The following is a 23,993-nucleotide window of genomic DNA, read 5'->3' on the forward strand; positions in this document are numbered from 1 at the left end:
TGGAGGCATAATGTTAAACTTTGATAAAATAGGTGTTGGCAATGTAGTAAACACATCATATTCACCACGTGAGATATTTCAAGCATTACCTAAAAAGGATAATGCAAATTTTCAATACCCAAGAGATGTTCAATCGGAAGTATGGACTAAATGGCAGGGCAGCAGGGATTCAACGAATACTATTATAAAAATGAATACAGGAGGTGGGAAAACAGTTGTAGGCCTAATAATCCTAAAAAGTTGCTTAAATGAAAAAAAAGGGCCTGCTGTCTATTTAGTTCCAGACAATTATCTAGTTCAACAAGTTATTAATGAAGCAAACAAGCTAGGAATATCAGTTACAACCGATGAGACATCTGTAGGCTTTTTAGCCGGAAATGATATTTTAGTAGCGAACATTTATAAGTTAGTAAATGGAAAAAGCAGGTTCGGAGTTGGTAGCGAAGGAATTAAGATCCCAATTGGTAGTATTATTATTGATGATGCGCATGCATGCCTCAACACTGTTGAATCTCAATTTACAGCCCGCATAATTAAAAGAGAGAAAGGTGATTTATATCACCAACTACTATCTATTTTCTCACATGACATGGCAAATCAAAATTATGTAAAATATAGGGAGATACTAAATGATGATTATGCTGCACTGCAGGAAATTTCATTTTGGGCTTGGCAACAAAAAATAGAGGAAGTCACCCAGTTATTAGTCCAGCATAATAAATGCGAAGACCTTTTATTTTCATTACCACTCATAAAAGAAAAACTTAGCCTTTGCAAATGTGTAATTAGTGCTAAAAGTATAGAAATCACTCCTCATATTGTACCTATTGATATTTTTCCTTCTCTAGAGAATGCCTACCGAAAAATATATATGACAGCAACACTCGCAGACGATAGTATCTTATCAACGCATTTCGGAGTGGAGCCTAATGAGGTAAAGAATTGTATAACTCCAGAAAGAGCAGGTGATATTGGTGAACGCCTCATCATCTTACCTCAAGTCCTCAACCCTAAAATATATGATAAAGATATTAAAGAAATATGTCAGAAAATTTCATCAAGGCATAATGTTGTCGTTATTTGCCCTTCTGAATATAGAGCAAAAGAGTGGGCTGATATTTCACACCAAATACTGAAAGGAGAAAATTTAAATGATGGAATCCATAAACTAAAAACTAGTCATGTTGGTTTAACCGTTTTAATAAATCGCTATGATGGGATTGATTTACCTAAAGATGCTTGCCGTTTACTTGTCGTCGATGGGTTACCTAATGATGGAAACAACATTGAAAAAATTAAAAATGGTATATTGTTAGGAAGCAAAGAAGGAAGTATTAGAACCATTCAGCGGATTGAGCAGGGTATGGGGAGAGGGGTTAGATCTAATGATGACTATTGTGTTGTGATGTTGTTAGGACCACAACTAGCTAATTTATTATATGTTAATGATGCTAAAAATTATTTTTCTCCTGCCACTAAATCTCAAATTGAATTATCTGAACAAATTGCACAGCAATTAACATCTCCTAGTCCAGATGAAATAATCCAAGTTATGGATTATTGTTTATCACGCAATGAACAATGGATAGCTGCAAGTAAAGGTGTCCTATCTAAATTAACATACCAACAGCCGCTAAACGAAAATAACTTTAATAACATGCTGTTTAAGGCTTTTTCCTTAGCTAGCAGAAATAGTTACCCAGCCGCATGCAGAATAATTGAAGACTATTGTAACTCTTGTTCAGATAAAAAACTAAAGGGATATGCCAAACAAATACTAGCTGAATATACTAATTTTTACGACCCAAGTGAATCACAAAAAATATTAAAGTCGGCTAATGAATTAAATCAAAGACTTCTTAAACCTATTCAAGGTATACAATTCAATAAAATCGATCAAGAATTACAAGTTCAAGCGTTGAAACTAAATAATTACGTACAAGAGCGATATAATTCAAGCAACAACCTTCTCATTCATTTAAATTCTATATTAGATGATCTTCAATTCAAACCTAGCTCATCAAATCGATTTGAAGCTGCTATTTATGAGATTGGAAAGCTAATCGGTTATGAAAGTGAAAGACCTGAAGAGAAATACAAGGAAGGCCCCGATAATCTTTGGGCAATTAATAAAGGAGAGTATCTGGTTATTGAATGTAAAAATGAAGCTACTAATGAAACCATTTCAAAGTATTATTGTAATCAACTGAATGGCTCAGGAATTTGGTTTAAAAATAATTATGATCATTTTAGTAAAATGACTCCAATATTAATCCATCCATCCATAAATATCGAGTCAGCCGCATCTTTGGAACCAAACTCTAGAATTATGGACGCTGAAAAACTGAGCTATTTCAAAAGCAACATCCAATCTTTCTTTAATGCTCTTGTAGCCAATAACGAACTCGGTAATATTGATGCAATAAGACAAAAACTGGCCTTCTTTAAATTGCAATCAACGGATCTTGTTGAACAATATACAAAACCATTCAATCAAAGATAGTAATACCCTCCCTCCTATTGTTTGGGAGGGAGGGTATTAAACTACATAAAGAAGCCTTGAGATACTAATTAAGGATTTAACCGCATTTCTAGAAATTTTTTGTCGTAATATTACGAAGCTTTTTCTTGATTAAATAACACCTATATTTTAACAATTAAAACAAATCAGTATCCTACTTTTCAAAACTAAATGGGCTAACTTCCTTTGTTCGGTTTGCATCTAAATAATCAGCCCACCATTGCAACATCAATCTTCGCTCATCTAAGTGCTCCGCCTTATGAATGTAAGCAGCCCGCACTGAGTTACGTTCCATATGGCTCATCTGCCGTTCAACTGCATCTCTCGACCAAAGCCCTGACTCAATCAGCGAGCTACAGGCCATTGTCCTGAATCCATGCCCACAAACCTCTACCTTAGTGTCATATCCCATAACGCGCAGTGCCTTATTGACCGTATTTTCACTCATGGGCTTACGAGGGTTATGATCGCCAACGAAAACAAAATCACGATTTCCACTGAGCTTATGAACCTGTTTGAGGATGTCCAGTGCTTGCCGAGATAACGGCACAAGATGAGGTGTACGCATTTTCGAACCACGCTGTGAATGCTTTACCCCTTCGATAACTTCTCGTTCAGCCGGTATCGTCCACATTGCTGTTTCAAAATCGATCTCAGACCATCTAGCAAAGCGCAGCTCACTGGACCGGATGAAAATTAGCAACGTAAGCTCAACGGCCAGACGAGTCATAGGTCGTCCTGTGTAACCGTCAATTCGGTGGAGTAATTCAGGTAGGCGTTTCAATTCAAGCGCTGGGCGATGGACACGATTACTGGAAGCAACTGCACCAGCCATTTCCTGGGCCGGGTTGTAATCAATCAAGCCACTTTGGACGGCATAACGCATGATGGCAGTTGTTCGTTGCTGAAGACGAGAAGCGACTTCAAAGCGACCTGTAGCCTCAACGACTTTAATGGGGGCAAGCAGGTCGCGAGTCTTTAGCTCTTCGATACTGCGCTTGCCAATTGCAGAGAACAGATTGTCTTCCAGACTCTTCAACACCCGTCGGCTATGTTCTTCTGACCATTTTTTATTTGCGGCATGCCACTCTCTGGCAACTGACTCAAAGGTAATATTTTCTTTCGCCTGTTCTTCTTTCACCGCACGTTTGTGTTCGCGAGGATCGATTCCAGCAGCAACAAGCCTTCTGGCCTCTTCCCTCTTTTGACGAGCATCAGCTAATGACGTTTCAGGATAAACTCCAAACGCCATTAGGTGCTGCTTACCACCAAAACGAAAGCGGAACCGCCAGTATTTTGAACCGTTAGGATGAATAAGCAAAAACATGCCATCCCCATCGACAAGGGTGTATTCCTTTTCCTGCGGTTTTGCAGAACGCACTTTGATATCTGTCAGAGCCATAAAAGTTCTCCTTCCATGTGCCGCTGTGAGTATACAACCATTATCGAACCAGCATATATACTCGGTTCTATACTCACAAGCGACTTGATGTGGGTTGACTCAGATTGACTTATGTTGAAAGGAAAATCGCGGAAAGCCTTGTGTGGCGCGGATTTCAGGCACAAAAAAAGACGTCCGTTGACGTCTATTGATGTTCCGATGGTGCCGAAGGCCGGACTCGAACCGGCACGTATTTCTACGGTTGATTTTGAATCAACTGCGTCTACCGATTTCGCCACTCCGGCACGGAAGGGATGCGGAAAACGTTGTGGATTATACCTGTCATGCGCCACCATGCAAGCGCCAGCGTGTGTCTGGCTCGCTAAGTGTTGAAAATTTCAGCATTACCTTTCTTAGCTGTAACCCTCATCACAGTTTGCCCCCTCCTTAATCCCCCCTTCTGCGAAGCGTCCCGTTTCCCCATGCTCTACACTTCCAGTTCAACACCACACTGAGGGAAACACGATGTCGATGATAAAAAGCTACGCCGCAAAAGCTGCGGGCAGCGAACTCGAACTCTATGAATATGATGCGGGCGAGCTTAAGCCGGAAGATGTCGAAGTCCAGGTCGATTACTGCGGTATCTGCCATTCCGATTTGTCGATGATAGACAACGAATGGGGATTCTCTCAGTATCCGCTGGTTGCCGGGCATGAGGTGATTGGTCGCGTGGCGGCGCTCGGCAGCGCGGCGCAGGATAAAGGTCTGAAGGTTGGTCAGCGCGTCGGCGTTGGCTGGACGGCGCGCAGTTGCGGGCACTGCGATGCCTGTATCAGCGGTAATCAGATCAACTGCCTTGAAGGGTCTGTTCCCACAATTCTTAATCGCGGTGGTTTTGCTGAGAAGCTGCGGGCCGACTGGCAGTGGGTGATCCCGCTTCCGGAGCGTATCGATCTGGCGGCAGCTGGCCCATTACTGTGCGGTGGCATCACGGTGTTCAAACCGCTGCTGATGCACCATATCACCGCCACCAGCCGCGTCGGGGTGATCGGCATCGGCGGCCTGGGGCATATCGCCATTAAGCTGTTACACGCGATGGGTTGCGAAGTGACCGCGTTCAGCTCCAATCCGGCGAAAGAGCAGGAAGTGCTGGCAATGGGAGCGGATAAGGTGGTCAACAGCCGCGATCCGGGTGCGCTACAAGCGCTGGCGGGCCAGTTCGATCTCATTATTAACACGGTTAACGTCGATCTCGACTGGCAGCCCTATTTTGAAGCGCTGGCCTACGGAGGTAACTTCCATACCGTCGGTGCGGTGCTGAAGCCGCTGCCGGTTCCGGCGTTCACCTTAATAGCCGGCGATCGCAGCATCTCCGGTTCGGCAACAGGTACGCCGTTCGAACTGCGCAAACTGATGAAGTTTGCCGGGCGCAGCAAGGTGTCGCCCACCACCGAACTGTACCCGATGTCGCAAATTAACGAAGCAATCCAACATGTACGTGACGGCAAAGCCCGCTACCGCGTAGTGCTTAAAGCAGACTTCTGATCGTCTTTGCCGGGTGGCGTAAGCTTCCCGGCTATTCTCCCCGCTATTCCAGACAGGTTAAATTCTCCTCACAATCTCCGCAATTTAGCGGTGAAGAGTGCGTCACGGTTGCCTATACTCCAGGCAGGATAAATGGAGGAAATCTCAATGAGCGCACCCCTGCTAATTGCCCGCACGCCGGACACCGAACTGTTTTTATTGCCAGGCATGGCCAACCGTCACGGGCTGATTACCGGCGCGACCGGGACCGGTAAAACCGTCACGCTACAGAAGCTGGCCGAATCGCTTTCCGAGATTGGCGTTCCGGTATTTATGGCCGATGTGAAAGGTGACTTGACCGGCGTAGCCGAGGAAGGACAAGCCTCTGACAAGCTGCTCGCCCGCCTGAAAAATATCGGTATTACTGACTGGCAACCGCATGCTAATCCGGTCACGGTGTGGGATATCTTCGGCGAAAAAGGTCATCCCGTGCGGGCCACGGTATCTGACCTCGGTCCGCTGCTGCTGGCCCGTCTGCTGAACCTCAACGACGTGCAGTCCGGCGTGCTGGATATTATCTTCCGTATTGCCGATGACCAGGGTCTGTTGCTGCTCGATTTCAAAGACCTGCGGGCTATCACCCAGTACATTGGCGATAACGCTAAATCCTTCCAGAATCAGTACGGCAATATCAGTAGCGCCTCGGTCGGGGCGATCCAGCGCGGGCTGCTGTCGCTGGAGCAACAGGGCGCTGCGCACTTCTTTGGCGAACCGATGCTGGACATCAAAGACTGGATGCGTACTGACGCCAGCGGCAAAGGGATGATTAATATCCTCAGCGCCGAGAAGCTCTACCAGATGCCCAAACTGTACGCCGCCAGCCTGCTGTGGATGCTCTCCGAACTGTACGAACAGTTGCCGGAAGCGGGTGATCTGGAGAAGCCAAAACTGGTGTTCTTCTTCGATGAAGCGCACCTGCTGTTCAACGATGCTCCGCAGGTGCTGCTGGATAAAATCGAACAGGTGATCCGCCTGATCCGCTCGAAAGGGGTCGGCGTGTGGTTCGTCTCGCAAAACCCGTCGGATATTCCGGACAACGTGCTTGGTCAGTTGGGGAACCGCGTGCAGCACGCCTTGCGCGCGTTCACGCCGAAAGACCAGAAAGCGGTGAAAAGCGCGGCGCAAACCATGCGCGCCAACCCGGCATTTGATACCGAAAAAGCCATTCAGGAGCTGGGTACCGGTGAGGCGCTGGTGTCGTTTCTGGACGCCAAAGGCAGCCCGTCCGTGGTTGAACGGGCGATGGTGATTGCGCCATGCTCACGGATGGGACCGGTGACGGACGACGAGCGCAACGGGCTGATTAATCACTCTTCGTTGTACGGTAAATATGAAGAAGAGATCGACCGCGAGTCCGCCTATGAACGTTTACAGCAAGGCGTGCAGGCCAGTACCGAGCAGCAAAATACGCCTCCCGCCAACGGTAAAGCTGTCGATGTGGATGGCGGTATTCTCGGTGGGTTGAAGGATATTCTGTTTGGCAGCACCGGACCGCGCGGCGGTAAACGCGATGGCGTAGTGCAGAGCGTGGCGAAAAGCGCGGCGCGACAGGTTACCAATCAGATAATTCGCGGCATGTTGGGGAGTTTGATGGGCGGGAGAAAACGCTAGCCCCGTGTTACGTTGCCGGATGGCGGCGGAAACGCCTTATCCGGCCTACGGGTCCGGAGTAGGCCTGAAAAGCACAACGCTATCAGGCCTACGATTACTGTGATTACGACTTACGTAGCATTAGCCACAGGCTTATCAGGAAGAAGCTGGCGCTTGGCAGAAGCGCACCGATAATCGGCGGAATGCCGTACACCAGCGTCAGCGGGCCAAAGATTTGGTCCAGCACATAGAACACAAAGCCAAAGCTAATCCCTGTCACCACGCGCACGCCCATCGGGACGCTACGCAGCGGACCAAAGATAAACGACAGCGCCATCAGCATCATGACCGCTACAGACAGCGGCTGGAAGACTTTGCTCCACATATTGAGCTGGTAGCGTCCGGCATCCTGGCCGCTCGACTTCAGGTACTTCACGTAGTTATGCAGACCGCTAATCGACAGCGCATCAGGATCCAACGCCACAACGCCGAGCTTGTCGGGTGTCAGGTTGGTTTTCCAGGTGCCGCTCACCGTTTGCGAGCCGGTGATTTGCTTCGGATCGGTCAGGTTGGATTCATCCACCTGCGACAAACGCCAGACCTTCTGCTCCGGGTCAAACGTTGCGCTCGCAGCGTAGCGTACAGACTGCAGACGGCGCTTGTCGTTAAACGAGTAGATGCTAATCCCGCCTAACTCGGCGTCGCCTTTCACCCGCTCGATGTAGACAAAGCTGTCACCGTCTTTCGCCCACAACCCCTGCTGGGTAGAGAGCAGCGAGCCGCCGTACATCTGCTGCGCACGGTAGTTACGCGCCATCTGTTCGCCTTGTGGCGCGACCCATTCGCCGATAGCCATCGTCAGCAGCACCAGCGGAATCGCGGTTTTCATCACCGACAACGCCACCTGCATACGGGTAAAGCCGGAAGCCTGCATCACCACCAGTTCACTGCGCTGGGCCAGCATGCCCAGCCCCAGCAATGCCCCCAGCAGCGCCGCCATCGGGAAGAAGATCTGGATATCTTTCGGCGCACTGAGCAGGGTATACAGCCCGGCGCCCATCGCATCGTAGCTCCCCTGCCCGGCTTTTTTCAGCTGGTCAACGAACTTGATGATCCCGGAGAGCGACACCAGCATGAACAGCGTCATCATGATGGTGGTGAAAATGGTTTTACCGATATAGCGGTCAAGTACACCAAAAGGCTGCATTATACCGCTCCTTTACGCATAAAACGGGCACGCAAGCGGCGCATCGGCACCGTATCCCAGAGGTTAAGCACAATCGCCAGCGCCAGATATGCCATGTTAACCGTCCACATCCAGAACACTGGATCCAGCTTACCTTTACCGCCGTTCGACTTCAGCGACGTCTGAACCAGGAAGAACAGCAAATAGAGCAGCATTGCTGGCAGCATCGACAGCACGCGCCCCTGACGCGGGTTCACCACGCTCAGCGGTACAACCATCAGCGCCATCATAAATACGGTGAATACTAACGTGATACGCCAGGTCAGCTCCGCGCGGGCACGATCGGTGTCGGTCGTCCACAGCGTACGCATGTTCATCTGGTCGGTATCGTTTGGATCCAGTGCCACGGCCTGATGACCGATAATCGCCTGATAATCCTGGAAGTCGGTAATGCGGAAATCGCGCAGCAGCGCGGTACCTTCAAAGCGCGTCCCCTGGTTTAGCGTCACGACCTGAGAGCCATCACGCATCTGGGTAAGATGTCCGGAATCGGCTACGACGACCGAAGGACGAGCGTTGCCTTTCGGGCGGATTTGCGCGAGGAACACGTCTTTGAAGTTGCTGCCGTCAACACTTTCGATAAACAGCACCGAACTGCCGTTGGTAGCCTGCTGGAATTGCCCCTGAGCAAGCGCCGCCATACCGGGGTTCGCTTTCGCCTCCGCCAGGACTTCGTCCTGATGTCTGGAGGACCACGGCCCGGCCCACATCACGTTGACTGCCGCAATAATACTGGTAAACAGCGCCAGCACCATCGCCGCTTTCACGAGCACTGCCTTGCTCAGCCCGCAGGCGTGCATGACCGTAATTTCACTTTCGGTATACAGTTTGCCCAGCGTCATCAACAGCCCGAGGAACAGGCTTAAGGGCAAGATAAGTTGCGCCATTTCTGGCACGCCCAGCCCCAGCAGCGAGAGCACCAGATTTGCCGGGATATCACCGTCAACCGCCGCACCAAGGATCCTGACCAACTTTTGACAAAAGAAGATCAAAAGCAGGATGAATAGGATCGCGAGTTGGCTTTTGAGCGTTTCCCGAACCAGATATCTTATGATTATCACTTTAAATACGCCCGTAAAAACCCGTCTTTTGCCGGAATTTAGCTTGTTTCATGGCTTAAACGTCATTTATTCTCTTGAGTCGTCGAAATCGTCGCTAAGATCATTATACTCAACGGATCCACCTCTCAGAAATTGTTCTGACGTGCCAATGCCGTAATAACGTTAAGATTAACACGAAGTCACCGCAACAGCGGGTATGAGTTACGAAAGCTTGCAATTCTATCCGTAGCCACCGCCGTTGTCTTTAAGATTCAGGAGCGTAGTGCATGGAGTTCAGTGTAAAAAGCGGTAGCCCGGAGAAACAGCGGAGTGCGTGCATCGTCGTGGGTGTCTTTGAACCACGCCGCCTCTCTCCGATTGCAGAGCAGCTCGACAAGATCAGCGACGGGTACATCAGCGCACTGCTGCGTCGCGGCGAACTGGAAGGCAAACCGGGTCAAACCCTGTTGCTGCACCATGTTCCTAACGTTCTGTCTGAGCGAATTCTCCTTATTGGGTGTGGCAAAGAGCGCGAACTTGATGAGCGCCAGTACAAGCAGGTCATTCAGAAAACCATCAATACCCTGAATGATACAGGCTCAATGGAAGCCGTCTGCTTTCTGACTGAGCTGCACGTCAAAGGGCGCAATAACTACTGGAAAGTGCGCCAGGCCGTTGAGACGGCACAGGAAACGCTGTACAGCTTTGATCAACTGAAGACCAACAAAAGCGAGCCACGTCGCCCGCTGCGTAAAATGGTCTTTAACGTGCCGACCCGCCGCGAACTGACCAGCGGTGAGCGTGCGATCCAACACGGTCTGGCGATCGCCGCCGGCATTAAAGCGGCAAAAGATCTTGGCAACATGCCACCGAACATCTGTAACGCCGCCTACCTGGCCTCTCAGGCGCGCCAGCTGGCAGACAGCTACAGCAAAAATGTTGTGACCCGAGTGATCGGCGAGCAGCAAATGAAAGAGCTGGGCATGCACTCTTATCTGGCCGTCGGTCACGGCTCGCAGAACGAGTCGCTGATGTCGGTCATCGAGTACAAAGGCAATCCGTCCGAAGACGCGCGTCCGATCGTGCTGGTCGGTAAAGGGTTAACCTTTGACTCCGGCGGTATCTCCATCAAACCTGCCGAAGGCATGGATGAGATGAAATACGACATGTGCGGCGCGGCAGCGGTATACGGCGTGATGCGCATGGTGGCCGAGCTTCAGCTCCCCATCAACGTTGTCGGCGTGCTGGCAGGCTGTGAAAACATGCCGGGTGGCCGCGCGTATCGCCCAGGCGACGTGCTGACCACGATGTCTGGACAGACTGTTGAGGTGCTCAATACGGATGCCGAAGGCCGTCTGGTGCTGTGCGACGTGTTAACCTACGTCGAGCGCTTTGAGCCAGAAGCAGTGATTGACGTCGCGACCCTGACCGGCGCGTGCGTGATTGCGCTGGGCCATCACATCACCGGCCTGATGTCGAACCACAACCCGCTGGCGCATGAGCTGATCGGTGCGTCCGAGCAGGCTGGTGACCGCGCGTGGCGTTTGCCGCTGGGTGATGAATACCAGGAGCAGTTAGAGTCCAACTTTGCGGATATGGCGAACATCGGCGGACGTCCTGGCGGTGCCATTACCGCGGGCTGCTTCCTGTCACGCTTTACCCGTAAGTACAACTGGGCGCACCTGGATATCGCTGGTACCGCATGGCGTTCAGGGAAAGCCAAAGGCGCAACCGGTCGTCCGGTCGCGCTGCTGTCGCAGTTCCTGCTCAATCGTGCCGGTTTTAACGGCGAAGAGTGATGTAAAACGCCGGGTGGCGGCTTCGCCTTACCCGGCCTACTACGTCACTCAACCGTAGGCCGGGTAAGCGTAGCGCCACCCGGCTTTGCATTTAAATCCACAACAAGAAGCCCCATATCATGAGAAACGCAACGTTCTATATTCTGGACAATGACAACACCGTCGATGGCTTAAGCGCCGTTGAACAACTGGTGTGTGAAATTGCCGCAGAACGTTGGCGTGCTGGCAAGCGCGTGCTGATCGCCTGTGAAAACGAAAAGCAGGCTCTTCGACTGGATGAAGCTCTGTGGGCGAGACCGGCAGAAAGTTTTGTTCCGCATAATCTGGCGGGAGAAGGCCCCAGAGGCGGCGCGCCGGTAGAGATTGCCTGGCCGGAGAAACGCAATAGCAGCCCGCGCGACCTGCTCATCAGTTTGCGCGTTGGCTTTGCAGATTTTGCCACCGCTTTCACAGAAGTGATAGACTTCGTTCCTTACGAAGATTCTTTGAAACAATCGGCACGCGATCGCTACAAAGCTTACCGCGTGGCTGGTTTTAACCTGAATACGGCAACCTGGAAATAATGGAAAAGACATACAACCCACAAGATATCGAACAGCCGCTTTACGAGCACTGGGAAAAGCAGGGCTATTTCAAACCTAACGGCGATGAAAGCAAAGAGTCCTTCTGCATCATGATCCCGCCGCCGAACGTCACCGGCAGTTTGCATATGGGTCATGCTTTCCAGCAAACCATCATGGATACCATGATTCGCTACCAGCGCATGCAGGGTAAAAACACCCTATGGCAGGCCGGTACCGACCACGCGGGTATCGCTACCCAGATGGTGGTTGAGCGTAAGATTGCCGCTGAAGAAGGTAAAACCCGTCACGACTACGGTCGCGAAGCGTTTATCGACAAAATTTGGCAGTGGAAAGCGGAATCCGGCGGCACCATTACCCGTCAGATGCGCCGTCTCGGCAACTCCGTTGACTGGGAGCGCGAGCGCTTCACTATGGACGAAGGTCTTTCCAATGCCGTGAAAGAAGTCTTTGTTCGCCTGTACAAAGAAGATCTGATCTACCGTGGCAAGCGTCTGGTCAACTGGGACCCGAAACTGCGCACCGCTATTTCTGATCTGGAAGTGGAAAACCGCGAGTCTAAAGGCTCCATGTGGCACATCCGCTATCCGCTGGCTGACGGCGCGAAAACCGCAGACGGTAAAGATTACCTGGTCGTCGCCACCACCCGTCCGGAAACCGTACTGGGTGATACCGGCGTAGCCGTTAACCCGGAAGATCCGCGCTACAAAGATCTGATCGGCAAATTCGTTGTCCTGCCGCTGGTTAACCGCCGCATTCCGATCGTCGGTGATGAACACGCCGACATGGAAAAAGGCACCGGCTGCGTGAAGATCACCCCGGCGCACGACTTTAACGACTACGAAGTCGGGAAACGTCACGGCCTGCCGATGATCAACATTCTGACCTTTGACGGCGACATCCGCGAAACCGCGGAAGTTTACGACACCAAAGGCGAAGAGTCCGACGTTTACTCCAATGAAATCCCGGCTGAGTTCCAGAAGCTGGAACGTTTTGCTGCGCGTAAAGCGGTGGTTGCCGCCGTTGATGCCCTGGGGCTGCTGGAAGAAATTAAACCGCACGACCTGACCGTACCTTACGGCGACCGTGGCGGCGTGGTTATCGAACCGATGCTGACCGACCAGTGGTACGTCCGTGCCGACGTGCTGGCAAAACCGGCGGTTGAAGCGGTTGAGAACGGCGACATCCAGTTCGTACCGAAGCAGTACGAAAACATGTACTTCTCCTGGATGCGCGATATTCAGGACTGGTGTATTTCCCGTCAGCTGTGGTGGGGTCACCGTATCCCGGCATGGTATGACAACGACGGCAATGTCTACGTTGGCCGTACCGAAGACGAAGTGCGTCAGGAAAACAACCTCGGCGCCGACGTTGCGCTGCGTCAGGACGAAGACGTTCTCGATACCTGGTTCTCTTCTGCACTGTGGACCTTCTCTACGCTGGGCTGGCCGGAAAATACCGACGCGCTGCGTCAGTTCCACCCAACCAGCGTGATGGTTTCCGGCTTCGACATTATCTTCTTCTGGATTGCCCGCATGATCATGATGACCATGCACTTCATCAAAGATGAAAACGGCAAGCCACAGGTTCCGTTCAAGACCGTCTACATGACCGGTCTGATTCGTGACGACGAAGGCCAGAAGATGTCCAAATCCAAGGGTAACGTGATTGACCCGCTGGATATGGTCGACGGAATCTCTCTGGCAGAACTGCTGGAGAAACGTACCGGCAACATGATGCAGCCGCAGTTGGCTGAGAAAATTGCCAAACGTACCGAGAAGCAGTTCCCGGACGGCATCGAGCCGCACGGCACCGACGCCCTGCGTTTCACCCTGGCAGCGCTGGCCTCTACCGGTCGCGATATCAACTGGGACATGAAGCGTCTGGAAGGTTACCGTAACTTCTGTAACAAGCTGTGGAACGCCAGCCGCTTCGTGCTGATGAACACCGAAGATCAGGATTGCGGCTTCAACGGTGGCGAAATGACCCTGTCGCTGGCGGATCGCTGGATCCTCGCTGAATTCAACCAGACCATCAAAGCGTACCGCGAAGCGCTGGATAACTTCCGCTTCGATATCGCCGCGGGCATTCTGTACGAATTCACATGGAACCAGTTCTGCGACTGGTATCTGGAGCTGACCAAGCCGGTCATGAACGGTGGTTCCGAATCTGAACTGCGCGGCACTCGCAATACGCTGGTTACCGTGCTGGAAGGTCTGCTGCGCCTGGCGCACCCAATCATTCCGTTCATCACCGAAACCATCTGGCAGCGCGTGAAAGTGATTTGTGGCAACACTGCAGATACCATCATGCTGCAGCCGTTCCCGGAATATAACGCCGCACAGGTTGATGAAGCGGCGCTGGCCGATACCGAATGGCTGAAGCAGGCGATCGTCGCCGTACGTAACATCCGTGCAGAAATGAACATCGCCCCGGGCAAACCGCTGGAGCTGCTGCTGCGTGGTTGCAGCGCTGATGCGATGCGTCGTGTGAACGACAACCGCAGCTTCCTGCTGAACCTGGCACGTCTGGAAAGCATTACCGTGCTGCCAGCCGATGACAAAGGTCCGGTCTCCGTGACCAAAATCATCGACGGCGCCGAACTGCTGATCCCGATGGCTGGCCTCATCAACAAAGAAGATGAGCTGGCACGTCTGGCGAAAGAAGTGGCGAAAATCGAAGGCGAGATTGCCCGTATCGAAGGCAAACTTTCCAACGAAGGTTTCGTTGCCCGCGCACCGGAAGCAGTTATCGCCAAAGAGCGTGAGAAGCTGGACGGTTACGCAGAAGCCAAAGCGAAGCTGATTGAACAGCAGGCGGTCATCGCCGCGCTGTAATTGCCTATGCCGGATAGCGCTGCGCTTATCCGGCAAACGGGCACCGTCATCGTAGGTCGGATAAGCGTAGCGCATCCGACACCACAGACGATAAAGCCTCTGACGCATATGCTCAGAGGCTTTTTATTGAATTATCCTCGCTTGCGCTTCCCCTCGCCGCAGTGGTATTAACTGCATATGTCTCACTTTTATGTCATGAGTTCGCTATGAGTGCCATTACCTCCGTCGCGGCAACGCTGCGCCGAATTTCTGCCGATGATAACGCCGCCATTGCCCGCGTTATCCGCAAAGTTTCCGCTGAATACGGGCTTACCGCCGACAAAGGCTATACCGTTGCCGACCCTAATCTGGACGAACTGTTCCAGGTTTACAGCCAGCCGGGCGCAGCCTACTGGGTGGTTGAGCAAAACGGTGAAGTCGTGGGCGGCGGCGGCGTTGCGCCGTTAGGATGTAGTGAACCAGGCATTTGCGAGCTGCAAAAGATGTACTTCCTGTCGAGCGCGCGCGGTCAGGGGCTGGCGAAAAAGCTGGCATTGATGGCGCTCGAACATGCCCGCGAGCAGGGTTTTAAACAGTGCTATCTGGAGACCACAGCGTTTCTGACTGAGGCAATCCGCCTGTATGAACATTTAGGCTTTGAGCATATCAGCGAAGCGCTGGGCTGTACCGGGCACGTAGATTGTGAAGTGCGGATGTTAAAGCCCCTCTGACCTTACGCCGAGAGGCTTTAGCCACGTTACTGCATCTCGGCTGAGAGCATCAGTCGAATAACGCCAGCCGCGCGGGCGGTTGGCAGCTTCAGCACCTGTGACCAGAGATCCTGCACTATCTCACAGGCAATCTTCTCTTTGCCGATCGCTTTAGTCGGATCGGCCATGATCTGAATATCCGGCCCATAGCGCTGTACTAGTCCAGGACTTATTGCTTGCAGATCCTGCAACGCCAGCTGTTTCTCTTCTGCCGTGACCGTATGTTTGTTCGGACCATAGGCAGCACGCATCATACTCATATCACTCGCCATACGACGGTTCATGATCTCACGCGGAACCAGACGTGCCGGGTTAATCCCCCCTTTCACTGCCGGAAACAGAAAGCGGAAGCATTCGTCATCACCGATTTTGGCCACAGCAGCGATCTGCTCAAGGTTAATTTTCATATATTCAATGACATTGGCATCTGGCGCCTGCTGCAATCTTGCCATTTGCAACTGAAGAATTTGCGGCTGTATCGCGTCGATAACCTGCTGTTCGCTACTCCCTGCTTTCTTCATCTGCGCAGCCTGGCTGATAATTTTTTGTGTCAGCTCAGGTTCCTGCTCCTTAATCACCTGAAACGCCGGATTGGAGAGCATCGCCTTTTCAAACTGCTGCTCATCGGTCAGACCATAATCCGGGCTTTCGCGTGGGATCAGGTAGTGCACATCAAACAGATTCCACGCGATAATCGCCACCACAAAAACCACCGCGCCGGAGATCTTGCCCAGCCAGCCTTTTTTGCGAAACATGCCGACGACGATAGCAATCACCGCCCCGATATAACCTGCCAACAAAACGTGTGCCCAGTTCATTAACCATCCTTATGCCAAATCATCTCTGTTACGGGGATATATTTCCCCTTCGTGTGTTTTGATTATTACGGCAGCAGCGAGCGATTTCCAGCCACCAGATTTTGCTAACAGAAACAGGAAGGATTAATCCGCGCGGCGATGGACACCGCGCGTCAAAGAAAGGAATTAAGCTGGCACACCGCTGTGGAAGCGGAATTCATCATCAGGAGAGGTGATCAACGCGGCTTCGACTTCGCCAAAGAACCGCACCCGGCTACTGATATCATCGGCTGAAACCTGCTGCGCCAGCGCCAGGTAATCCTGATAGTGTCGGGCCTCGGATCGCAATAGCGACAGATAAAACGCCTGCAGATCATCATCCAGATACGGTGCCAGCGCGGCGAACCTTTCGCAGGAACGTGCCTCAATGTAAGCCCCGCAAATCAGTTTATCGATTAACGTCAGCGGCTCGTGGGTGCGTACCTCTTTGAGCATGCCTTTAGCGTAACGGCTGGCGGTAATCTTAATATAGGGAATGTTGCGGCTCATCATCGCCTCACGCACCTGCCAGAAGTGATGCAGCTCTTCTTTGATCAGCAAAACCATGCTGTCGATAAGCTTGCGTCCCCACGGGTCGTCGGTTTGCGGCATCACGCTTTTGCTTATCTGTTTATTCAGCGCGATAAAATCCGGCTCATCCCCTTCTCTGAAAGCAAACGCTTCATAGGGTTTCAGCCAGTCCAACAGCGCCTGCGATCCCTGTTTATCCGCGACATACTTACGCACCAGCAGCATCGCCGTTTGCGCCGCTTTCAGCTCACAGACGAGGTGATCGGTCAATAACAGTGGGAGATTCGCCGGGTCTCGCGCTTTATCAAGCCAGGCCTGGGGCGTTTTACAGTGCAGGAAGTTGTGGATCGGGGAGAGTATTTGCAGGTAATCCATACATTGTCCTTGGCCTGCGGCAGCCTGGGCTACCGCAGGTCAGTTGATGACTTAGTGACGCACGCCGTCATCATCTTCGTCGACGAGGTCTTCATCGTCGCCGTCTTCACCTTCTTCGCCGTTCGGGTCTTCAAAATAGGTGCCCCAACCGTCGTATTCCACATCATATTTTTCAGCCAGGTTCATCAGCTGCTCAACCTGAGCATCGATCAACTCCGCATTCAGTGCACATTCGCTCAGAATGTCACAGCAAATAACCGTGTCGCCTTCTTCCACTTCCAGCTCTTCCGGCTCAGTCACTTCATAACCCAGCTTGAAGGCTTCTACTGCCGCTTTTTCCAGGGTTTCGAAGTCATCCGCGGAAAGGTGATGCTCGATGGTGTACAGCGCGTCTGGATCGCTGCCATCTTCGAGTAACTCTTCAATAATCAAGCGTGTTTCTTCACGCTGTTCTTCCAGTAGTTCCGGGTTTGCCATGGCTCGTTCCTCATAATGTCCTGCCGATACTCTTATTGTCACATACCGCTGTCATTGCCTCCACCTTTCCAGGAAAGATTTGTTAAACAAGGTTGCAAATGAATAAACATCCATATAAATTGAATTTTAATTCAATAAATGGCCTAAGCCATGTGAGGGAACCATGTCTGCGTTTTATCAGAAACATTTTTTGAAACTGCTTGATTTCACCTCTGCTGAACTCACGTCACTGCTTCAGCTCGCCGCACAGCTGAAGGCGGATAAGAAAAACGGCACTGAAGTCGCAAAGCTCACCGGTAAAAACATCGCGCTCATCTTCGAAAAAGACTCAACCCGTACCCGTTGCTCTTTCGAAGTTGCCGCATACGATCAGGGCGCGCGCGTGACATACCTCGGGCCAAGCGGCAGCCAGATTGGCCATAAAGAGTCGATCAAAGACACCGCCCGCGTGCTCGGCCGCATGTACGACGGTATTCAGTATCGGGGCCACGGTCAGGAGATTGTCGAGACGCTGGCGGAATATGCCGGAGTTCCGGTGTGGAACGGATTAACCAACGAGTTTCATCCCACCCAGCTGCTGGCGGATCTGTTAACTATGCATGAACACCTGCCGGGTAAAGCGTTTAATGAGATGACGCTGGTCTACACCGGTGATGCCCGCAACAATATGGGCAATTCCATGCTGGAAGCCGCCGCGTTAACCGGGCTGGATCTGCGTCTGGTCGCACCGCAAGCCTGCTGGCCGGAAGAAAGTCTGGTTGCGGAGTGCAAAGCGCTGGCACAGAAAAACGGCGGCAATATTACGCTGACCGAAGATGTCGCCACGGGCGTGAAAGGCGCGGACTTCATCTATACCGACGTCTGGGTATCAATGGGCGAGGCAAAAGAGAAGTGGGCCGAACGTATTGCGCTGCTGCGTAAGTACCAGGTTAATAGCGCGATGATGGCGTTGACCGGCAATCCGCAGGTGAAATTCCTGCACTGCCTGCCCGCGTTTCATGACGATCAAACCACGCTTGGCAAACAAATGGCACAGGAATATGGTCTGCACGGTGGAATGGAAGTGACCGATGAAGTCTTTGAATCCCCCGCCAGTATCGTATTTGATCAGGCAGAAAACCGGATGCACACCATCAAAGCGGTGATGGTGGCGACGCTGGCGAAGTAAGAGCATGGATGAAAAGAATGCCGGATGGCGATGCTAAGCATCTTATCCGGCCTACAACCGCGCTCCCGTAGGCCGGGTAAGGCGAAGCCGCCCCCGGCAAATACGCTTATGCCACCCGCATTTTCACCACGGCTTTGCGTACCAGCGCTGGTGCACCGACCGCGCACAGCGGTTTATGCACTTCGCCCGGATAGAACACCACGAAATCACCTTCGTTCAGCACCACCGTTTTTTCCTGTACCCCTTCCGGTAGGAAGGCGATATCTTTATCCGCCAGCCAGTCAGTTTCCGGCGCGCCCGCAGGCTGCGTGCTGAAGGTCATGCCTTCCTGACCTTTGAGCAGGATCTGAATATCCAGATAGCGCGCGTGATACTCGGCGCGGCGCTGTGCAAACGGCTCCGTCATATCTTCAGCAATCAGATAAAACAGACGATCGCCGTCGATGTCGTGCTTACCTTTTTCCGTCTCATCCGTCACATGCGCTTTAATGTGTTCAATCGCCTGACGCAGCTCTTCCGGCAGCCAGGCATCCAGGTTGTGAATATTGCCGACAATCATCTCAAACCCCTTAATTAAAACATCGTTTCATTTTAGTTGTTATACGAAAAAACGGTCTGCCATACTACTGCTATTTGCCGATATTTTGCGTCAACGCATGTTTATCTCATTGTTGCTGTTTGGCATTCAGGGTGAATGAATATTCATGAGAATCGTTTGCGATGAATAATTTGTGCATTTTTCGCTTGATCCCATAACGGAGCTGAGTATAATCGCGGACAATTTGCCGGGAGGATGTATGGTTCAGTGTGTACGACATTTTGTCTTACCGCGTCTGAAAAAGGACGCTGGCCTGCCGTTTTTCTTTCCGTTGATCACCCATTCCGAGCCCCTCAATTGAGGGGCTTTTTTTTTGCCCAGGCGTCAGGAGATAAACATGGCTAACCCGCTCTATCAAAAACACATCATTTCCATAAACGACCTCAGCCGCGATGACCTCAATCTGGTCCTCGCGACGGCGGCGAAATTAAAAGCTAACCCACAGCCGGAGCTGTTAAAGCATAAGGTTATCGCCAGCTGCTTCTTTGAAGCCTCAACCCGCACCCGTTTATCCTTTGAAACCTCCATGCACCGCCTGGGCGCCAGCGTGGTGGGTTTCTCTGACAGCAGCAACACCTCTCTGGGCAAAAAAGGTGAAACGCTGGCCGATACCATTTCCGTCATCAGCACCTATGTCGACGCCATCGTAATGCGCCATCCGCAGGAAGGCGCCGCGCGTCTGGCTACGGAGTTCTCCGGTAACGTTCCGGTACTGAACGCAGGCGACGGCTCCAACCAACATCCTACCCAAACGCTGCTGGATCTGTTCACCATTCAGGAAACTCAGGGTCGCCTGGACAATCTGCACATCGCCATGGTGGGTGACCTGAAATATGGCCGCACCGTCCATTCCCTGACCCAGGCGCTGGCGAAGTTCGAAGGTAACCGTTTCTACTTCATCGCCCCGGACGCGTTGGCGATGCCGCAATACATTCTGGATATGTTGAATGAAAAAGGTATCGCCTGGAGCCTGCACGGCACTATTGAAGAGGTGATGGCGGAGGTCGATATCCTCTATATGACCCGCGTACAAAAAGAGCGTCTGGACCCGTCCGAATACGCCAACGTGAAAGCGCAGTTTGTTCTGCGCGCCAGCGATCTGAACGGCGCCAGAGCAAACATGAAGGTACTGCATCCGCTGCCGCGTATCGATGAGATCACCACCGACGTCGACAAGACGCCGCACGCCTGGTATTTCCAGCAGGCTGGCAACGGCATCTTCGCCCGCCAGGCGTTACTGGCACTGGTACTGAATAGCGAACTGGCACTGTAAGGGAGAAAAAGAGATGACACACGATAACAAACTGCAGGTTGAAGCCATCAAACGTGGCACCGTGATTGACCATATTCCCGCACAGGTTGGTTTTAAGCTGCTGACGCTGTTCAAACTGACGGAAACCGACCAGCGTATCACCATCGGTCTGAACCTGCCGTCAGGCGAGATGGGCCGTAAGGACCTGATTAAAATTGAAAACACGTTCCTGACCGATGAGCAGGTAAACCAGCTCTCCCTGTACGCCCCGCAGGCAACGGTAAACCGCATTGACGATTACGACGTGGTGGGTAAATCTCGTCCGAGCCTGCCTGAGCGTATCGACAATGTACTGGTTTGCCCGAACAGCAACTGTATCAGCCATGCTGAGCCGGTTTCCTCCAGTTTTGCAGTGAAAAAGCGTACTGATGACATCGCACTCAAATGCAAATACTGTGAAAAAGAGTTTTCGCATTATGTGGTGCTGGCCAACTAATTGGGGTTGGTTATGAGATCCCGGCTCCCTATAATGAGCGGGAACATTCTACTACCGCTGTAATTCAGGAGAAATCATGAGCAAGACTATCGCGACGGAAAATGCACCAGCAGCAATCGGCCCATACGTTCAGGGCGTTGACCTGGGTAGCATGGTAATCACTTCCGGTCAGATCCCGGTCGATCCGAAAACCGGTGCCGTAGCGGAAGACGTGTCCGCTCAGGCACGTCAGTCGCTGGAAAACGTAAAAGCTATCGTTGAAGCAGCAGGCCTGAAAGTGGGCGACATCGTAAAAACGACCGTCTTCGTAAAAGACCTGAACGATTTCGCAACTGTAAACGCGACCTACGAAGCGTTCTTCACCGAACACAACGCGACCTTCCCTGCGCGTTCTTGCGTAGAAGTTGCCCGTCTGCCGAAAGACGTGAAAATCGAGATTGAAGCGATCGCCGTTCGTCGCTGATTTCTAGCGTAAAGATAATCCAGGCGACGTTCTGGATTATCTCAAGGTTGACCGCGCCATGGAGGGCCGGTAATGACAAAAGCTCGTTTTACCGCAGAACAAATCGCCGATTTTCTTCAGCAGTCTAAAAACGGCGTATCCAATAAGGTATTATGTGAAAAATACGAATTTAGCGTCAGCACGCTCCGTCGCTGGCAGGAGCAGCACGCCGAAGGCATCCGCCGTGAGTTAAAACAATTAGAATCGACGGGCGCAATCGTATTCTTGTTCTTTTTCATTTCGGCCACATTACTCGCCATTATGTTCTCTAAATCCCTCTCCGCATGTGTGATGTTCTTTTTCCTCGCGTACTGCGTTGGCTACATCCGTCAATTTCGCAAGATATCTGCAAAACACATCCAAGAAGAAAATATCTTTCTCGCCCGCTCCGGACGTGGAGCGAGAAATGCGTTTTATCATTTCAGTTGGGCCTACATTGCTCTTTTTGTCTTTGCCGTTGGGTATATAATTGTGCGCATGGTCTGAAAGATTATCGGCCTGGCGAAGCATAGTTTGTAGGCCCGGTAAGCGTAAGCGCCACCGGGCATTTATCACATCACACCAAACAGTTTCGGCAGGAACAGCGAAATCGCCGGAATGTACGTCACTAATAACAGCACCAGGAATAGCACGAGGTAGAACGGCAGCATCGCCTTCACCACCTGCTCTATTTTCTGTTTACTCACCGCACTGGCCACAAACAGCACCGAACCTACCGGCGGCGTAATCAGGCCGATCCCTAAGTTCACCAGCATGATCATGCCAAAATGGACCGGATCAATGCCGAGCGCGTTGGTCACCGGCAGCAGAACCGGCGTCAGAATAAGGATCAGCGGTGCCATATCCATCAGCGTACCGATCAACAGCAGCATGATGTTAATACACATCAGGATGACGTATTTGTTGTCCGAGATGCTGGTGAAGGCTTCAGTGATACGCATCGGCAACTGCATATAAGTCATGACGGCACCGAACGCAGCAGCAAAACCTATCAGGATCATAACGATAGTGACCGTTTTCACCGTGCGGAACATCAGCTTCGGCAGCTCAGACCATTTATAGTCACGATAGATAAACATGGTGACAAAGAAGGCCCACAGGCAGGCAATTGCCGCAGACTCCGTTGCGGTAAAGATACCTGACAGGATACCGCCCATGATGATCACAACGGTCATCAGGCCCCACAGCGTATCAACGAAAATCTTCAGTGCCTGGCGAAACGGTACACGTTCTCCTTTTGGATAACCGCGCTTGTGCGCGAACGCCACACACATCACCATCAGGCTGAGGCTTAACAGCAGCCCCGGCAGGATCCCGGCGATGAACAGCGCGGCAATCGACACCGTGCCACCGGTTGCCAGCGAGTAGATAACCGAGTTATGGCTGGGCGGCGTAAGAATCGCCTGTACCGAACCGCTGGCCGTTACCGCTGCGGCAAAGTCACGCGGATAACCTTTTTTATCCATCTCCGGGATCATTACCGAACCGATGGACGCGGTATCAGCCACGGACGATCCGGAAATAGCACCAAAAAAGGTTGATGCCACAATATTTACCAGCGACAGTCCGCCGCGGATAAAACCAACAAAAATATAGGCAAAGTTCACCAGTCGCCGCGCAATTCCCCCTTCGGCCATAATAGCCCCGGCCAGAATAAAGAATGGGATCGCTAACAGAGAGAACTTGTTCACCCCGCTGGTCAGTTGGATCATTACCGCTTCCAGTGGAATATCTATGTACCAGGCCCCAATGATGGCGCTAATGCCAACTGCGTACGCTACCGGTACCCCAATCGCCAGCATAATGCCGAGCGTAAAGACGAGAATAAATGCATCCATCTGCTTTCCTTTCTGAAATGGGGGCGGTAACTAGCTGGTCGATCCCAGCATGACAACGGGACGTTGGTACTGCGGACCACGGAAAATCTTTTCAGCGATAAACAGCAGCGTTATGGCAGAGCCTATCGGCAACGGAAGATAGTTTTGCCCGGCGCTTAAAAGCGGGAATTCCGCCACAGGCTGGTCCCACAGTTCAAGACAGAGATTGGTTCCGTACCACAGAATGAACAGACTTATCGCCACCAACATAACGTCAGCGATTACCGAGCAATAACGGCGGGAAGCATCCCCCAGACGGTCAATCACCATGCTCACCGCGATATGCGAGCCTGCACGATAGCTCACCGCCGCGCCAATAAAGGTGAATGTCACCATACAGAGAATAGCGACGGGTTCAGGCCATGACAGGGCGTTATTCAGAACATAACGCGCGAATATGCCAATGGGGATAATGGCGACCATGACCAATAATGCGATACCGGCAATCCACATTGACACCCGATAAAGAAAATCCATTACCGATGAATAGCATTCACCCATAATTATCACCTCGAATTAATCAAAAGATTCAGGCGGAGGGTTGATATCCTCC

At 51.6% G+C, this 23,993-nt stretch carries 24 protein-coding genes and 1 tRNA gene; 14 read left to right on the forward strand and 11 right to left on the reverse strand.

The genetic code is table 11. From position 1 onward, the window contains the following. The first annotated feature begins 10 nt into the window (after positions 1–10). Positions 11–2,503, forward strand: coding sequence for a DEAD/DEAH box helicase (locus tag C2U43_RS22695; protein ID WP_023326600.1), 2,493 nt, complete (start codon positions 11–13; stop codon positions 2,501–2,503). 172 nt (positions 2,504–2,675) lie between these two features. On the opposite strand, the gene C2U43_RS22700 is transcribed toward C2U43_RS22695, so the two are convergent. Both C2U43_RS22700 and C2U43_RS22705 read right to left on the reverse strand, forming a co-directional pair. Further along, positions 2,676–3,923 (reverse strand): tyrosine-type recombinase/integrase, encoded by a 1,248-nt coding sequence (locus tag C2U43_RS22700; protein WP_023326599.1) that lies wholly within the window; start codon positions 3,921–3,923, stop codon positions 2,676–2,678. Positions 3,924–4,122: 199 nt separating this feature from the next. Then, positions 4,123–4,207: transfer RNA gene (locus C2U43_RS22705), tRNA-Leu, on the reverse strand. A 220-nt stretch (positions 4,208–4,427) separates the two neighbouring features. On the opposite strand from C2U43_RS22705, the gene ahr reads away from it, so the two are divergent. Together ahr and C2U43_RS22715 are read left to right on the forward strand one after the other, a co-directional pair. Next, on the forward strand, positions 4,428–5,447 hold the full coding sequence (ahr, locus tag C2U43_RS22710; RefSeq protein ID WP_103285832.1) for an NADPH-dependent aldehyde reductase Ahr: 1,020 nt from the start codon (positions 4,428–4,430) through the stop codon (positions 5,445–5,447). Between the two features lie 147 nt (positions 5,448–5,594). After that, complete coding sequence (locus tag C2U43_RS22715) at positions 5,595–7,097, forward strand: helicase HerA-like C-terminal domain-containing protein (protein ID WP_103286020.1); 1,503 nt, start codon at positions 5,595–5,597, stop codon at positions 7,095–7,097. 103 nt (positions 7,098–7,200) lie between these two features. On the opposite strand, the gene lptG is transcribed toward C2U43_RS22715, so the two are convergent. From lptG to C2U43_RS29855, 3 genes are all read right to left on the reverse strand, one after another. After that, positions 7,201–8,283: an LPS export ABC transporter permease LptG gene (gene lptG, locus C2U43_RS22720; protein WP_008786067.1), complete on the reverse strand. Its 1,083-nt coding sequence runs from the start codon at positions 8,281–8,283 to the stop codon at positions 7,201–7,203. Continuing rightward, positions 8,283–9,383 (reverse strand): LPS export ABC transporter permease LptF, encoded by a 1,101-nt coding sequence (gene lptF / locus C2U43_RS22725; RefSeq protein WP_103285833.1) that lies wholly within the window; start codon positions 9,381–9,383, stop codon positions 8,283–8,285. Before lptF ends, lptG begins: the two co-directional genes overlap by 1 nt. A gap of 62 nt (positions 9,384–9,445) precedes the next feature. After that, the gene (locus tag C2U43_RS29855) at positions 9,446–9,496 is read right to left on the reverse strand and encodes a hypothetical protein (protein WP_212723231.1); all 51 of its coding nucleotides are present in this window, start codon (positions 9,494–9,496) and stop codon (positions 9,446–9,448) included. Between the two features lie 153 nt (positions 9,497–9,649). On the opposite strand from C2U43_RS29855, the gene pepA reads away from it, so the two are divergent. From pepA to C2U43_RS22750, 4 genes are all read left to right on the forward strand, one after another. Beyond that, positions 9,650–11,161 (forward strand): leucyl aminopeptidase, encoded by a 1,512-nt coding sequence (gene pepA / locus C2U43_RS22735; protein WP_003025870.1) that lies wholly within the window; start codon positions 9,650–9,652, stop codon positions 11,159–11,161. Positions 11,162–11,280: 119 nt separating this feature from the next. Continuing rightward, on the forward strand, positions 11,281–11,724 hold the full coding sequence (gene holC / locus C2U43_RS22740; protein WP_003830256.1) for a DNA polymerase III subunit chi: 444 nt from the start codon (positions 11,281–11,283) through the stop codon (positions 11,722–11,724). Continuing rightward, on the forward strand, positions 11,724–14,579 hold the full coding sequence (locus tag C2U43_RS22745) for a valine--tRNA ligase (RefSeq protein WP_008786064.1): 2,856 nt from the start codon (positions 11,724–11,726) through the stop codon (positions 14,577–14,579). The genes holC and C2U43_RS22745 overlap by 1 nt, the downstream gene beginning before the upstream one ends. 206 nt (positions 14,580–14,785) lie before the next feature. Continuing rightward, complete coding sequence (locus C2U43_RS22750) at positions 14,786–15,289, forward strand: GNAT family N-acetyltransferase (protein ID WP_003830259.1); 504 nt, start codon at positions 14,786–14,788, stop codon at positions 15,287–15,289. Positions 15,290–15,315: 26 nt separating this feature from the next. Here the strand turns inward: C2U43_RS22750 and C2U43_RS22755 are convergent, their stop codons facing one another. The 3 genes from C2U43_RS22755 to rraB all read right to left on the reverse strand — a co-directional run bounded on the left by C2U43_RS22755 (position 15,316) and on the right by rraB (position 17,547). Further along, positions 15,316–16,146 carry a topoisomerase II gene (locus C2U43_RS22755; RefSeq protein WP_103285834.1) on the reverse strand — a complete coding sequence of 277 codons (831 nt, stop codon included), beginning with the start codon at positions 16,144–16,146 and terminating at the stop codon, positions 15,316–15,318. A 165-nt stretch (positions 16,147–16,311) separates the two neighbouring features. Continuing rightward, positions 16,312–17,070, reverse strand: coding sequence for a tRNA isopentenyl-2-thiomethyl-A-37 hydroxylase MiaE (miaE, locus tag C2U43_RS22760; protein WP_008786061.1), 759 nt, complete (start codon positions 17,068–17,070; stop codon positions 16,312–16,314). A gap of 51 nt (positions 17,071–17,121) precedes the next feature. Beyond that, positions 17,122–17,547 (reverse strand): ribonuclease E inhibitor RraB, encoded by a 426-nt coding sequence (rraB, locus tag C2U43_RS22765; RefSeq protein WP_003025845.1) that lies wholly within the window; start codon positions 17,545–17,547, stop codon positions 17,122–17,124. Between the two features lie 98 nt (positions 17,548–17,645). Between rraB and argL the strand changes: the two genes are divergently transcribed. Both argL and argF read left to right on the forward strand, forming a co-directional pair. Beyond that, positions 17,646–17,741, forward strand: a complete 96-nt coding sequence (argL, locus tag C2U43_RS30250; RefSeq protein ID WP_370867251.1) for a putative translational regulatory protein ArgL — start codon at positions 17,646–17,648, stop codon at positions 17,739–17,741. Next, positions 17,711–18,715 carry an ornithine carbamoyltransferase gene (gene argF / locus C2U43_RS22770; protein WP_048236254.1) on the forward strand — a complete coding sequence of 335 codons (1,005 nt, stop codon included), beginning with the start codon at positions 17,711–17,713 and terminating at the stop codon, positions 18,713–18,715. Before argL ends, argF begins: the two co-directional genes overlap by 31 nt. Positions 18,716–18,821: 106 nt before the next feature. Here argF and C2U43_RS22775 read toward each other — a convergent pair whose 3' ends face one another. Next, positions 18,822–19,274, reverse strand: a complete 453-nt coding sequence (locus C2U43_RS22775; RefSeq protein ID WP_048215052.1) for a YhcH/YjgK/YiaL family protein — start codon at positions 19,272–19,274, stop codon at positions 18,822–18,824. A 238-nt stretch (positions 19,275–19,512) separates the two neighbouring features. On the opposite strand from C2U43_RS22775, the gene pyrL reads away from it, so the two are divergent. From pyrL to C2U43_RS22800, 5 genes are all read left to right on the forward strand, one after another. Further along, on the forward strand, positions 19,513–19,614 hold the full coding sequence (gene pyrL, locus C2U43_RS22780; protein ID WP_003025819.1) for a pyr operon leader peptide: 102 nt from the start codon (positions 19,513–19,515) through the stop codon (positions 19,612–19,614). 36 nt (positions 19,615–19,650) lie between these two features. After that, a complete protein-coding gene (pyrB, locus tag C2U43_RS22785; protein WP_003025818.1) occupies positions 19,651–20,586 on the forward strand; it encodes an aspartate carbamoyltransferase in 936 nt (311 codons plus the stop codon). Between the two features lie 13 nt (positions 20,587–20,599). Continuing rightward, positions 20,600–21,061, forward strand: a complete 462-nt coding sequence (gene pyrI / locus C2U43_RS22790; protein WP_103285835.1) for an aspartate carbamoyltransferase regulatory subunit — start codon at positions 20,600–20,602, stop codon at positions 21,059–21,061. Between the two features lie 76 nt (positions 21,062–21,137). Beyond that, positions 21,138–21,524: a 2-iminobutanoate/2-iminopropanoate deaminase gene (gene ridA / locus C2U43_RS22795; RefSeq protein WP_000047544.1), complete on the forward strand. Its 387-nt coding sequence runs from the start codon at positions 21,138–21,140 to the stop codon at positions 21,522–21,524. 72 nt (positions 21,525–21,596) lie between these two features. Beyond that, entirely contained in the window at positions 21,597–22,049 is a 453-nt protein-coding gene (locus tag C2U43_RS22800; protein WP_008786057.1) for a transposase, read from the forward strand. 65 nt (positions 22,050–22,114) lie between these two features. Here the strand turns inward: C2U43_RS22800 and C2U43_RS22805 are convergent, their stop codons facing one another. Together C2U43_RS22805 and C2U43_RS22810 are read right to left on the reverse strand one after the other, a co-directional pair. After that, on the reverse strand, positions 22,115–23,401 hold the full coding sequence (locus C2U43_RS22805) for a TRAP transporter large permease (RefSeq protein WP_057066551.1): 1,287 nt from the start codon (positions 23,399–23,401) through the stop codon (positions 22,115–22,117). A gap of 30 nt (positions 23,402–23,431) precedes the next feature. Continuing rightward, on the reverse strand, positions 23,432–23,941 hold the full coding sequence (locus C2U43_RS22810) for a TRAP transporter small permease (RefSeq protein WP_020996255.1): 510 nt from the start codon (positions 23,939–23,941) through the stop codon (positions 23,432–23,434). Positions 23,942–23,993: the final 52 nt, after the last annotated feature.

Source organism: Citrobacter freundii complex sp. CFNIH9 (assembly GCF_002903305.1).
Taxonomy (GTDB): Bacteria; Pseudomonadota; Gammaproteobacteria; order Enterobacterales; family Enterobacteriaceae; genus Citrobacter; species Citrobacter portucalensis.